Origin of the sequence: Microvirga sp. KLBC 81 (assembly GCF_003075415.1) — a bacterium.
Classification (GTDB): Bacteria; Pseudomonadota; Alphaproteobacteria; order Rhizobiales; family Beijerinckiaceae; genus Microvirga.
On record NZ_QDAH01000020.1, the window covers coordinates 67,872 to 79,968 of the forward strand.

Annotated in this window: 11 protein-coding genes and 1 pseudogene; 10 read left to right on the forward strand and 2 right to left on the reverse strand. The window is 61.3% G+C overall.

All coding sequences use genetic code 11. From position 1 onward, the window contains the following. On the reverse strand, positions 1-354 hold the full coding sequence (gene uraH / locus DC522_RS14720) for a hydroxyisourate hydrolase (protein WP_116529435.1): 354 nt from the start codon (positions 352-354) through the stop codon (positions 1-3). A gap of 192 nt (positions 355-546) precedes the next feature. Here uraH and DC522_RS14725 point away from each other — a divergent pair, with 192 nt between their 5' ends. The 7 genes from DC522_RS14725 to ligD all read left to right on the forward strand — a co-directional run bounded on the left by DC522_RS14725 (position 547) and on the right by ligD (position 9,453). Beyond that, a complete protein-coding gene (locus tag DC522_RS14725; RefSeq protein ID WP_116529436.1) occupies positions 547-1,749 on the forward strand; it encodes a urate hydroxylase PuuD in 1,203 nt (400 codons plus the stop codon). Positions 1,750-1,804: 55 nt separating this feature from the next. Then, a complete protein-coding gene (locus DC522_RS14730; protein ID WP_116529437.1) occupies positions 1,805-2,239 on the forward strand; it encodes a heme-binding protein in 435 nt (144 codons plus the stop codon). A 198-nt stretch (positions 2,240-2,437) separates the two neighbouring features. After that, the gene (locus DC522_RS14735) at positions 2,438-4,033 is read left to right on the forward strand and encodes a peptide ABC transporter substrate-binding protein (RefSeq protein ID WP_116529438.1); all 1,596 of its coding nucleotides are present in this window, start codon (positions 2,438-2,440) and stop codon (positions 4,031-4,033) included. A gap of 82 nt (positions 4,034-4,115) precedes the next feature. Next, a complete protein-coding gene (locus DC522_RS14740; protein ID WP_116529439.1) occupies positions 4,116-5,036 on the forward strand; it encodes an ABC transporter permease subunit in 921 nt (306 codons plus the stop codon). 8 nt (positions 5,037-5,044) lie between these two features. Further along, positions 5,045-6,190, forward strand: coding sequence for an ABC transporter permease subunit (locus DC522_RS14745; RefSeq protein WP_116529440.1), 1,146 nt, complete (start codon positions 5,045-5,047; stop codon positions 6,188-6,190). Between the two features lies 1 nt (position 6,191). Then, the gene (locus tag DC522_RS14750) at positions 6,192-7,826 is read left to right on the forward strand and encodes an ABC transporter ATP-binding protein (protein ID WP_116529441.1); all 1,635 of its coding nucleotides are present in this window, start codon (positions 6,192-6,194) and stop codon (positions 7,824-7,826) included. Positions 7,827-7,866: 40 nt separating this feature from the next. Further along, positions 7,867-9,453 carry a non-homologous end-joining DNA ligase gene (gene ligD, locus DC522_RS14755; RefSeq protein WP_116529442.1) on the forward strand — a complete coding sequence of 529 codons (1,587 nt, stop codon included), beginning with the start codon at positions 7,867-7,869 and terminating at the stop codon, positions 9,451-9,453. Here ligD and DC522_RS14760 read toward each other — a convergent pair. Then, positions 9,435-10,070 (reverse strand): glutathione S-transferase family protein, encoded by a 636-nt coding sequence (locus DC522_RS14760; RefSeq protein ID WP_116529443.1) that lies wholly within the window; start codon positions 10,068-10,070, stop codon positions 9,435-9,437. The genes ligD and DC522_RS14760 overlap by 19 nt on opposite strands. A 141-nt stretch (positions 10,071-10,211) precedes the next feature. Between DC522_RS14760 and DC522_RS14765 the strand changes: the two genes are divergently transcribed. The 3 genes and pseudogenes from DC522_RS14765 to DC522_RS35915 form a co-directional block, all read left to right on the forward strand. Beyond that, a complete protein-coding gene (locus DC522_RS14765) occupies positions 10,212-11,036 on the forward strand; it encodes a polyphosphate kinase 2 family protein (RefSeq protein WP_116529444.1) in 825 nt (274 codons plus the stop codon). A 62-nt stretch (positions 11,037-11,098) separates the two neighbouring features. Further along, positions 11,099-11,935, forward strand: a complete 837-nt coding sequence (locus DC522_RS14770) for a universal stress protein (protein ID WP_165820163.1) — start codon at positions 11,099-11,101, stop codon at positions 11,933-11,935. 16 nt (positions 11,936-11,951) lie between these two features. Then, positions 11,952-12,097 (forward strand): annotated as a pseudogene (locus DC522_RS35915) (SMP-30/gluconolactonase/LRE family protein); the annotation flags it as partial.

Here is a 12,097-nt window from a genome sequence, read left to right on the forward strand (position 1 = left end):
TCAGCTTCCTCGATAGGTGGAATAGCTCCAGGGCGAAACGAGGAGCGGCACGTGGTAATGGCCATCGGGCTCGGCGATGGTAAAGCGGATGGGAACGATGTCCAGGAAAGGCGGATCGGCCGTCGGCGTCCCAAGCGCTTTGAAGTAGGCGCCGACCTCGAACACGAGCTCGTAGGTGCCGGTGCGAAATGCCTCGCCGATCATCAGAGGCGCATCGGTACGGCCATCCGCATTGGTGACGGTGCGCACGACCGAACGGCGGCTTCCATCCTCAATGGCAAAGAGCTCGATGGCGACACCCTTTGCGGGCTTGCCATTGACATTATCCAAGACGTGGGTGGACAGGCGGCCCATGAAACCTCGCGAGCGTGAAAAGAGGCTTAGAATCTTCGGGCCTTACGCTCCGTCGTCAAGCGCCCGGGTCCAATAAGCCGGAAGCGCGGGATCTCCAGCAGCCCGTTCCTGTTGAAAAACGCCTCCGGAAGGCCTTTCGCAATTCTGCCCCCCGCCCTAGGCTAAGGCTTCTTTCATCTAAACAGTGGCTGCATGATCGACCCGCAAATCTCCGAATGGATCAGCCAGATCCTGCGTTGGACCCATGTGATCACGGCAATCGCCTGGATCGGCTCCTCCTTTTACTTCATCCATCTGGACCTGAGCCTGAAGAAGCGGAAGGGGCTGCCCGAGGGCGTCGGCGGCGAGGCTTGGCAGGTCCATGGCGGCGGCTTCTACAACATGCGCAAGTACCTCGTTGCGCCACCCGAACTGCCGAAGGAGCTCACCTGGTTCAAATGGGAGAGCTATTCCACCTGGATCAGCGGCTTCTTCCTGATCATCTGGGTCTATTACCTCCAGGCTGACCTCTACACGATCGATCCCGCCGTCCGTGCCCTCGCGCCCTGGCAGGCCCCGGTCATCGGCATCGGCGCCCTGGTGGCGAGCTGGTTCGTCTATGAAGGCTTGTGCCGCTCTCCACTCGGCAAGAATGGCCTCGTGCTCGGCATTGCGCTCTTTGCCTATATCCTCCTTGCAGCTTTCGGCTTCACGCAGGTCTTCAACGGGCGCGCGGCCTTTCTCCATACAGGCGCGATGATCGCCACCTGGATGTCGGCGAGCGTGTTCTTCATCATCATCCCGAACCAGAAAAAGGTGGTGGCCACCCTGCTGGCCGGAGGCTCGCCCGATCCGAAGCTCGGCAAAGAGGCCAAGCTGCGCTCGACGCACAACAATTACCTGACGCTGCCCGTCATCTTCCTGATGCTCTCGAACCATTATCCGCTGGCCTGGTCGTCCCGCTACGCAGTGGGCATCATCGGACTGATCCTGATTGCCGGCGCGGTGATCCGGCACTTCTTCAACTCCCAGCATGCGGGCAAGGGCTCACCCTGGTGGACCTGGGGCGTGGCAGCCGCCGCGATCATCGGGGCGATCTGGCTTTCTATCATCGGCAAGCCCGGCAATGCCAACCTGGCGGATGCCTCGGCAACGGCGGCTCCTGCAACCGCCTTCGAGGAAGCCACCCTCGCCATCCAGTCCCGCTGCTCCATGTGCCATGCGGCGGAGCCCGTCTGGGACGGCATCACCATCGCTCCTAAGGGCGTCCGCCTCGACACGCCGGAGGAGATCGCCCGCCATGCGGAGCTCATCCGGGTCCAGGCCGTGCTGACCCATGCCATGCCGCCCAACAACATCACCGAGATGACGCTCGATGAGCGCAAGGCCGTCGCGGCCTGGCTGGCAAGCCGGTAACGCCCCTTCAATTCGTGCAGTCCCGCACCAAGAACAATCCAACGGAGGATCATCCATGTCCGAACTCACTCTCAACACCGCTCAGACCATTGCCGAAGCGACTCTCAAGACCGCCCGGGAGAAGTCGTTCAAGCCGCTCGCGGTGGTTGTCTATGATGCGCGAGGCTCCCTGAAAGCCCTGCTCGCCGAGGACGGCACGAGCCTCAAGCGCGCCGAGATCGCCATGGGCAAGGCCTATGGAGCGTTGGCTCTCGGCGTGGGTTCGCGGGCCCTCCATAAGATGGCGACCGACCGCCCCTATTTCGTCGCCGCAGCCACCCATGCGGTCGGCGGACAACTCGTTCCGGTGCCCGGCGGCGTACTGATCAAGGATTCCAAGGGTCATATCCTAGGCTCCGTGGGCGTCTCGGGCGACACCTCCGATAACGACGAAATCGCCGCGGCGAGCGGAATCGAGGCCGCTGGGCTCGTTTTCGATGCCGGAGCGTAACTTTTCTCCACATCCAGCCCCTTACCAACCCAGGGTTTCAGGGCTGGAGGGGGATAGCACTGGACATGAACAGTTGATTGATCAACAAATAGGACAAGGTTACTGCCTTATCGGCTCTGACCGAGACATTCCAAGACTCTAACCAAGACTCTCTCTAACCAAGACTCTTAAGAGAAAAACAGAAAGGGAACGCGTCCGATGTCATCATGGATCAAACGCACGGCGCTGGCTGCCGTCGCCACGGCTGCCCTCATGGGCGCCATGAACCCGGCCTTCGCCGAGGTCGTGTACAACCGTGCCAATTCCGGCGAGCCTGAGACCCTCGACGCCCACAAGACCTCGACCGTCCAGGAAGCGCATATCCTGCGCGACATGCTCGAAGGCCTCGTTGCCTACAGCGCCAAGGGCGAGGCCATTCCCGGTCAGGCCGAGAAGTGGGAAGTCGCCGACGACGGCAAGACCTATCGCTTCACGCTCCGCAACGGCCTGAAGTGGTCGAACGGCGATCCGGTCACGGCCGAGGACTTCGTCTTCTCCTATCGCCGCATCATGGATCCGGCCACGGGCGCGAAATACGCGAACATCCTTTACCCGATCAAGAACGCCGAGAAGATCAACAAGGGTCAGGCCAAGCCTGAGGAGTTGGGCGTGAAGGCCGTCGACGCCAAGACCATCGAGATTACCCTCGAGGCGCCGACCCCCTATTTCATCGAGTTGCTCACCCACCAAACCAGCCTGCCGGTGCACAAGGGCTCCGTCGACAAGTTCGGCAAGGACTTCGTGAAGCCGGGCAACATGGTGACGAACGGCGCCTACAAGCTCGCCGAATTCGTGCCGAACTCGCATATCAAGCTCGTGAAGAACGAGAACTACTGGGACGCCAAGAACGTCCAGATCGACACGGTCAACTACTTCCCGACCCCCGACTTCGCTGCGATGGTCCGTCGCTATGAGGCCGGCGAGCTCGACACTACCGACGACGTTCCCGCCGACCAGATGAAGTCGCTGAAAGAGCGCTTCAAGGATCAGGTCAAGCTCGGCCCATATCTCGGCACCTGGTACCTCGTCGTGAACTCCTCCAAGGCTCCGTTCAACGACGTGCGCGTGCGCCAGGCCCTCTCCATGCTGGTCGACCGCGAGTTCATCGCCGAGCAGATCTGGGGCCAGACCATGCAGCCGGGCTACTCGTTCATGCCTCCGGGCGTGGGCAATTACGGCGAACCCGCTTACATGGAGTATAAGGAGACCTCGCCAATCGACCGCGAGGACAAGGCCAAGGCGCTCCTGAAGGAAGCCGGCTTCGGCCCTGGCAAGCCGCTGAAGGTTGAGATCCGCTACAACACCACTGACAACAACCGCAACACGGTCATCGCCGTGTCCGAGCAGTGGAAGCAGGCCGGCATCGAGACCTCCTTCATCAACACGGACGGCAAGACCCACTTCGCGCACCTGCGCGACGGCGGCGACTTCGACATCGCCCGTTACGGCTGGATCGCCGACTACTCGGATCCGAACAACTTCCTGTTCCTGCTCAAGAGCGACAACAAGGGCTTCAACTACGGCAAGTACAACAACCCGCAGTTCGACAAGCTCCTCGATCAGGCCGCGACCGAGCTCGACCTGAAGAAGCGCGCCGATCTGATGAAGCAGGCCGAGGCCATCCTGATGAAGGACATGCCCTGGATCCCGATCATGTACTACGGCAAGAGCAACCTGATCTCGCCGAAGATCAAGGGCTTCGTGCAGAACACGCGGGGCGTCTATCCGACGCGCTTCCTTTTAAAGACGCAGTAAAATAATTTGCACTGCGGGGGCGGCCTGATCTTCAGGCCGCCCTATCTTTTTCTGTTATCCTATATCAGCAGGAGGAGCATCCATGCTCTCCTTCATCCTCCGCCGCTTCCTATCGGCGATCCCGACGCTGTTCATCATCGTCACGATCTCGTTCTTCCTGATCCGTCTCGCGCCCGGTGGCCCGTTCGACCTCGAACGCCCCCTCGAAGCGAAGGTGATGGAGAACCTCAACCGGATCTACCAACTCGATAAGCCGCTGATCGAGCAATACTGGCTCTACTTGAAGGCTGTCATGCACGGCGATTTCGGGCCATCGTTCATCCTGCGTGACTTCTCGGTGGCTGAACTCTTCGCCCGTGGCCTTCCGGTTTCCGTGACCCTGGGCGCGCTGGCGCTATCGCTCGCCATCCTCGTCGGCGGAACGCTCGGCACCATCGCGGCGCTGCGGCAAAACAGTGGCATCGACTACCTCGTCACCGGCATGGGCGCCCTGGGGCTGACCATTCCGAACTTCGTGGTGGCACCCATCTTCCAGCTGGTGTTCGGTCTGGCTCTTGCCTTGCTGCCCGTAGCCGGCTGGGCCGACGGCAATCCGCGCAACCTCGTGATGCCGGTCATCGTGCTGGCGCTGCCGCAGATCGCGGTTGTGGCACGCATGACCCGCGCTGCGATGATCGAGAACCTGCGCTCGAATCATATCCGCACCTTGCGCTCCTTAGGCCTGCCGACGCGAACCATCGTGGCGCACGCGCTTCGCGGCGCTGCCCTTCCGGTGGTGTCTTATCTCGGCCCTGCGGCGGCCGCCCTGCTCACCGGTTCGGTGGTCGTTGAAACGATTTTCGGCCTGCCGGGCATCGGACGCTACTTCGTGGAAGGCGCGCTTAATCGCGATTACACGCTCGTTATGGGCACCGTCGTGGTGGTTGCTGTCTTCGTTCTGCTCTTCAACCTCGTGGTCGATATCCTCTACGCACTTATCGATCCGCGCATTCGTTACGATTGAGTGTCATCATGGCTGAAGGCGCTGTTCTTCCTGTCGAGACCATGGCCGGGCCGGTCGTTACCGGCCGCTCCCTTTGGGCAGAGGCCCGTGGTCGTCTCATTCGCAATAGGGCTGCTCTCACCAGCATCATCGTGCTGAGCCTGATCGCCCTCGCCTGTATCTTCGGGCCATTCTTCACCGGGCACCCCTTCGATCGGGTCTATCCCGATTACGTGAAGGTGCCCGCGAGCCTCGAGGCTTATCCCAAGGCCGACCAGATCGAGCCCAATATCGAGCGCATCGGATCGCGTGTGCGCGCCAAGGCGGAGAACATCTCCATCAATGATGGCGTCGTGCACCTCACACTCGTGAGCACGAGCACCCGCCCCATCGACGAGCGGCTTCTGGCCTATTTCGAACGCTCCGATTTGTTCGACACAGCCAAGGTGGTCGAGCGCCAGGAGGAAGGCCGCAGGCTCGTCGTCGATGTGCCGGTGAAGAAGCAATACTTCTTCTTCGGCACCGACACGAACGGACGCGATCTTCTCACCCGCACCATGAAGGCCGGGCAGATCTCCCTCTCCATCGGCCTGCTCGCCACCTTCGTTGCGATCCTGATCGGAGTCATCTATGGCGCGACGTCGGGCTATCTCGGCGGCCGTGTCGATCTCATGATGATGCGCATCGTCGACATTCTCTACTCGCTGCCGTTCATCTTCTTCGTGATCATGCTGGTCGTGTTTTTCGGCCGCAACTTCATCCTGATGTTCCTTGCGGTCGGCGCTGTGGAATGGCTCGACATGGCCCGCATCGTGCGCGGCCAGACGCTCTCCATCAAGCGGCAGGAATACGTGCAGGCGGCAGAAGCGCTGGGTGTCGAGACAAAGGGAATCATCCGCCGTCACGTGATTCCCAATACGCTGGGTCCCGTCGTGGTCTACATGACGCTGCTCGTGCCTAAGGTGATCCTGCTGGAGAGCTTTCTTTCCTTCCTTGGCCTTGGCGTTCAGGAGCCCAATACCAGCCTCGGTGTTCTGATCTCCGAGGGCGCCAAGAACATCCAGGGTGCCACCTGGATGCTGCTCTACCCGTCCATCACGCTTGTCGCGATCCTGTTCTGCCTCAACTTCATCGGCGACGGCTTGCGCGATGCTCTCGACCCGAAGGATCGCTGACATGGCCGAACCCGTTCTTTCAGTCCGCAACCTTCATGTCCGCTTCCGCACCGGCGATGGCATTCTCCATGCGGTCAAGGGCATCGACCTCGACATCCCGCCCGGCGAGACCGTCGCCATCGTGGGCGAGTCCGGCTCGGGCAAGAGTCAGACCATGATGTCGGTCATGGGCCTGCTTGCCTCGAACGGCTGGGCTGAGGGCTCTGTGAAGTATCGTGGGCAAGAGCTGATCGGCCTGTCGCCAGAGAAGCTCAACACCTATCGCGGCTCGAAGCTCACCATGATCTTCCAGGAGCCGATGACCTCGCTCGATCCACTCTACCGGATCGGCGACCAGCTCGCCCTGCCCTTGATGACACACGGAAAGATGAGCAAGGTGGCAGCTCGCAAGCGCGCCATCGAGCTCTTGGAGCTGGTGCGCATTCCGGATCCGGCGCGTCGCATCGATGCCTATCCGCATGAGATGTCAGGAGGCCAGCGCCAGCGCGTGATGATTGCCATGGCGCTCGCCAACAACCCGGACGTGCTGATCGCAGACGAGCCGACCACCGCGCTCGACGTGACGGTGCAGGCGCAGATCCTGGAGTTGCTGCGCGATCTGCAGAAGCGCCTCGGCATGTCCATCGTGTTCATCACCCACGATCTCGGCATCGTGCGCCGTTTCGCTGACCACACTTACGTGATGAAGCGCGGCGAAGCGGTGGAGAGCGGACGCACCGCCGACATTTTCGCGGCACCCAAGCATCCCTACACGCAAATGCTGATCGACGCCGAGCCTCGGGGTCGCAAGGAGCCAGCGCCGGCAAACGCGCCCGTCATTCTCGATGCCAAGAACATCCAGGTGACGTTCGCTCTCGAGAAGAACTTCTTCGGCAAGGCCACGCATATTCTTCGCGCCGTCGACGACGTGAGCCTGACCGTGCGTGCCGGTGAGACCGTAGGCGTCGTGGGCGAGTCCGGCTCCGGCAAGTCCACCCTCGGACGCGCGATCCTGAAACTGCAGCCTGCCTCCGGCATGGTGCGGTTCGAGGATCGCAACCTCATGCCTCTCGACCGTGCGGGCATGCGCCCCTTGCGCCGTCACCTGCAGCTCGTGTTCCAGGATCCCTTCGGTTCCCTATCCCCGCGCATGACATCGGGCGAGATAGTGACCGAAGGCTTGCTCGTCCATGAGCCGAGCATCTCCCGGAAAGAGCGCGACCGCCGCGCGGCGCAGGCCTTCGAAGAGGTGCAGCTCGATCCGGCCTGGCGCAACCGCTTCCCACACGAATTCTCAGGCGGCCAGCGTCAGCGCATCGCGATTGCCCGCGCCATGATCCTGCATCCGAAGCTCGTTGTGCTCGACGAGCCGACCTCGGCCCTCGATCGCTCCGTGCAGAAGGAAATCGTGGAGCTTCTGCGCAATCTCCAGAAGGCGCATGGTCTCGCCTATGTGTTCATCAGCCACGACCTCGCCGTCGTGCGGGCTTTGTCGGACGAGATCATGGTCATGAAGACCGGCAAGGTGGTGGAGCGCGGCACGGCCGAAGAGATCTTCGAGCGCCCGCGCGAGGCCTATACCCGCGACCTGATCGCGGCCGCCTTCCTGGCCGAGCGCGAAAGGCCCGAGACCAAGAGCCAGCCCCTGGCCTCTTGAGCTGGAACCGAAGCCCATGGTGTGGATTTGACTCCGCGCCATGGCAAAGCTCGCATCCTATCGCGCCAAGCGCGACTTCACCCGAACCTCCGAGCCGAAGGGCAAAGCCACCCGGCACAAAGGTTCATCTTTCGTTATTCAGAAGCACGACGCCTCCCGTCTGCATTACGATTTCCGCCTGGAGCTCGATGGCGTGCTCAAGAGCTGGGCCGTGGCGAAGGGCCCGAGCCTCGTCAAGGGCGAGAAGCGCCTCGCGGTCCATGTGGAGGATCACCCGCTCGACTATGCGGATTTCGAAGGCACCATCCCCGAAGGACAATATGGTGGCGGAACGGTCCTGGTCTGGGATCGGGGCACTTGGGAACCCGAGGGCGATCCCCACGAGGACTATGACAAGGGCCGCCTTACCTTCCGCCTCGATGGCGAGAAGCTGCACGGCACTTGGCATCTGGTCCGCATGGCAAAGCGTCCGCGTGAACGCCAAGAATCCTGGCTGCTGATCAAGGCGGATGACGCTTATGCCCGAACGGAGAACGATCCGGATATTCTCGAAGAAGCGCCACTCTCGGTGAAGTCCGGCCGCTCCATCGAGGAGATCGCCACGGGCAAAGCAGCCAAAGCGTCAACGAGGAAAAAAACTGCCTCGAAGAAACCGGCAGGCTCTTCAAAGAAATCCGCATCACCTGCGAAGCGCACCACGGCCGCCAAAGCGAAGACCAGTGACGTCGAAGTGGCCGGTATCCCCCTCACCCATCCTGAACGCCTCCTGTGGGAGGAACAGGGGCTCACCAAGCAGGAATTGGCTGAGTTCTATGCCGGCATTGCCGAGTGGCTCCTGCCGCATCTGGTCAATCGCCCCCTCACTCTGATCCGCTGCCCTTCCGGCGCGCAGAAGAAGTGCTTCGTCCAGCGCCATTCCTGGGCTGGCATGAATCCGGCCATCCATCGCACGATGGTGCCGGACAATTCAGGTGAGTTGGAGGTGCTGAGTGTCCGCGATATCCAGGGTGTTGTCGCCCTGGTCCAATCCGGCGTGCTGGAACTGCATGTCTGGGGTGCGACGCTGAAGGATTTGGACCATCCGGACCGACTTATCTTCGACCTCGATCCCGGCGAAGATGTGGACTGGCGCCAAGTGATCGAAGGGGCCCTTACCATTCGCGAGCGCCTGAAGGCACTCGGCCTCGAGAGTTTTGTAAAGACCACAGGTGGCAAGGGTCTGCACGTTGTGGTGCCCGTGAAACCCAAAGCGCCCTGGAAGGATGCACTGGCCTTTACGCGCTCCATGGCCGAAGCCATGGCGAAGGACGAGCCGGATCGCTACACCACCACCTCGATCAAGAACGAGCGCCAAGGCAGGATCTTTATCGATTACCTGCGCAACAACCGCGAGGCCTCCGCCGTTGCGCCCTACTCCACCCGCTCACGCCCCGGCGCGCCTGTCGCGATACCGATTGGCTGGGAAGAACTGACGCCAGACCTCAAGGCCAACGGGTTCACCGTGATGAATCTAGGCGGGCGCCTCGCATCCTTGCGGCAGGATCCTTGGGCGGAGATCACAAAGGTTGATCAGGTTATGCCCGAGGTGAAGCGCTCGAAGCGTTCCTCTCAAAAGAAAGACGCCTGAATCCCTTCGACCTTGAATGCCTCCTGCACGGCAGGGCGCGCGAGTACCCGCTCGGCAAGAGCCTTGAGATTGGGAAGAGTGCGTGCGGGCCGCGGCATGTTCCGGCTCCAGCGGATCAACATGAAAAGGAAGAGATCTGCTGCCGAGAAGCGGTCCCCGAGAAGCCATGTCCTGTCGCCGAGCTGTGCGGAAATCACATCGAACATGCCATTGAGGCGCTCGCCAGCAGCTTGCTTCACGGCAGGCGCAGCTGCCTCTTCGCTCACGCTCTCATGAGGATAGAACCAGACGCGGAATTCTGCCTGCGGCGTGTTCGTCAGGTGGACCATCCACTTGTAGAACTCCGCTCGCCCATTGGTGCCGACAGCCGGGGCAAGACCGGCCTGCGGGAACCGGTCGGCAAGGTGCAAAGCGATGGCAACGGTCTCGAACAGCACGAGATCGTCATCGACCAGAACGGGAATACGGCCGTTCGGATTGAGCTTGAGATAGTCCGGGCTCTTCTGCTGCCGGTTTTCCTGATCCACGAAACGAAGCTCGAATTCAGCCCCGATCTCCCGCAGCATCATGTGCGGCAGCAGGCTGGCATTGCCGGGATAATAATAGAGAGCCAACATCGCGAAGAGCCTTTCGTGACTTTACAGCCTTCCTTCGTAATCAGCGCTCCTCTGTGCGTAAAGGTGGGCGCGGTCGCCATCCATATCTTCCTTTCAAGGACCAATGCCCTATCGTCATGAAAGAACCGGGGAGTGCCAGGAATGACGGATCGCGCGCACAGCATCATCGCGAGGTTGCGGATCAAGCCGGGAGAACGTGTGAAGCTAAAAGACCGCGATCCCCGTGATTCCAGCCTCTTCGGTGACGAGCAGGAAACAAAAGCCGCGACCGCCGCCCTCGCAGAGGATATCGACGTGCTGCAGGACCGGCTCTATGCGGAGGGCTCGCGTGCCCTCCTTGTCATCCTCCAGGGGACCGACACCTCCGGCAAGGACGGCACCATCCGCAGCGTCTTCAATGCCACCGGACCGCTCGGTGTCTCCGTCACCGCCTTTGGGACGCCAACGAAAACGGAGTTGGCCCATGACTATCTCTGGCGAGTGCACGCCGCCTGCCCCAAGCGAGGCACCATCGGCATCTTTAACCGATCCCATTACGAGGACGTGCTGATCGCGAAGGTGAGGGAACTCGCCTCGAAGGAAGCGATCGAGCAGCGCTATGATCAGATCAACGCGTTCGAGAAGATTCTGGTCGAGAACGGCACGACCATTCTCAAGTTCATGCTTCATATCTCGAAAGACGAGCAGAAGGAGCGGCTTCAGGAACGTCTCGACGATCCGAGGAAGCACTGGAAGTTCAATCCCGGCGATCTCGAGGACAGGAATTACTGGGACGAATACCAGGAGGCATACGAGACGATGCTGCACCGCTGCTCGACGGAGCATGCTCCCTGGTACGTCATTCCCGCCGACCGGAAATGGGTGCGCAACGCGGCCATCGCCTCAATCGTCAAGGCCATCCTCGAGGAGATGGAGCCGCAATATCCGAATGCGTCGTGGAAGCCGAATGACTTCGTCATCCCCTGACCGGCATCCCACCTTAGTCGAAAGCCCTTGCCGAGATGGCGTTTCAGCGCGACAATAATCTTATGAAAAGCATCCTCGTTCCCATCGAAGACCATGGCCAGATCGAGAGCCAGCTTGAATTGGCGCTCCTCCTGGGCCGTACCTTTGACAGCTATATCGAGGGATTGGCGATCACCCCCGATTATCCCGTCGTTCTGCCGGTGGACATCGCCATCGGCGTCCCATCGCCGCTCACCCCTGAGAACCGCTTCGAGATGGCGCGCGGCTGCCGGGAGCGGTTTGAGGGCTTCATGGCCACCAAGCAGATTTCGCGTTCCTCTGCGGGCTTGGCCGGCCTGAGCTTCGGCTGGCGTCAGGACGGGTTGATGGAAGATGCCTTCCTCGGTGCCTATGGCCGGGTTTTCGACACCATCGTGGTCGGCAGGCCCGATGGATCGAACGGCCAGACGCGGCTTTCAACGGTCGAATCTGCCCTGTTCGAAACGGGCCGCCCGGTTGTAATCGCTCCGCCGTCCGTGCCCCGCACCTTCGGCGAAGTCGCCGTGATCGCCTGGAACCGCAGCACCGAAACAGCCCGCGCGGTGCTAGGTGCCATGCCGCTTCTCAAGAAAGCGCGTCGCGTCGTGGTACTGGAACTCGAGGATTGGGGGGTTCCTGGCCCCTCGGGATCGGAACTCGCTCGCTCCCTGCGGACGCATGACATCGCCGCCGAGGCCATGACAGCACCGGACCCTTCGAACAAGCCGGGCGACACCATCCTGGCCGAGGCGGCCTCTCTCGGCTGCGACCTCCTCGTAAAGGGGGCTTACACCCAAAGCCGCCTGCGGCAGATGTTCTTCGGCGGAGCAACGAGCCATATCCTGAGCAACACGACGATCCCCGTTCTGATGGCCCACTGAGAGTGAGAGCTAGACAATGTTTAGGGATGTCGCCGTCGTTCTGGATGAACGCTTTCGCCGCCTGATCATTGGCTCCGCACGACTGGAGAAGCTCGCGGAAGGCTGCCGTTGGGCGGAAGGCCCCGCCTATTTCCCGGCTGGCCGCTATCTCGTCTGGAGCGA